1 protein-coding gene is annotated in these 916 nt (G+C 70.0%); it reads right to left on the bottom strand.

Translation table 11 applies throughout. From position 1 onward, the window contains the following. Positions 1-916: hydantoinase/carbamoylase family amidase (locus ACFQEU_RS16755; protein WP_379783988.1), on the bottom strand; the 916-nt coding region annotated here is incomplete at both ends.

The following is a 916-nucleotide window of genomic DNA, read 5'->3' as shown; positions in this document are numbered from 1 at the left end:
GGCGTCGGTCGCGCCGGCGACCCGCATCGCGTCGTGTGCTGCCCCCGAATGGAGGTCGATCGCGCTCCGGCCCGCGTCGGCTGCGGCGTCGTGAGCGACGGTGCGGAGCCGATCGCTCATCCCCGTCGGGTCGACGTGGAAGGGGCGGTTCAGCGTCGTCTCTACCCCACGGTTGCGCTCCAGTCGGGCGAGCGATTCGTGTGCGGCCGAGGCGATCTCCTCCATCGATCCCCGCGTGACGTCCCGGACGTCAACCCCGCACGCCACGCGCCCGGGGACGACGTTCGTCGCGTTCGGCGAGACGGACAGCGATCCCACGGTCCCGACCGCCGTCTCCGAATCGGTCTCCACGATGTCGTTCGCCGCGGACTCGACGTCGAGGACGAACTCGCTCGCGGCCGCCAGGGCGTCGGTTCGGTCGTCCATCGCCGTCGCGCCGGCGTGGTTCGCTTCGCCCATGATCTCGACGACACAATGAGTGATTCCCGTGATCGTCGTCACGACGCCGACATCGACGCCGGCCGACTCCAAGACGGTATCCTGTTCGACGTGGAGCTCGAAGAAGCAATCCCAGCCCGCGGGATCGAGGAGTCCCTCGCCCCGATACCCGATCCGTGAGAGGGCGTTGGCCAGCGTCTCGCCGGCGTCGTTCTCCAACGCGAGTGCGGTCTCTGCGTCGGTCTCCCCGGTTGCGACGCTCGACCCGAGCAGACCGTCGCCGAAGGTCGACCCCTCCTCCTCGGTGAAACTGCTGACGAGAACCGGCCGGTCCGGCTCGATTCCGGCGTCACGCATCGCTCGCACGGCCTCAACGGCGGCGTACACGCCAAGCGGGCCGTCGAAGATCCCGCCATCGGGGACGCTGTCGAGATGGCTCCCCGCCGCGACGGGTGCCGCGTCGGGGTCCGCGCCGTTC

Source organism: Halorubrum tibetense (assembly GCF_042661865.1).
GTDB lineage: Archaea > Halobacteriota > Halobacteria > Halobacteriales > Haloferacaceae > Halorubrum > Halorubrum tibetense.
This window is presented reverse-complemented; position numbering and strand designations above follow the sequence as displayed.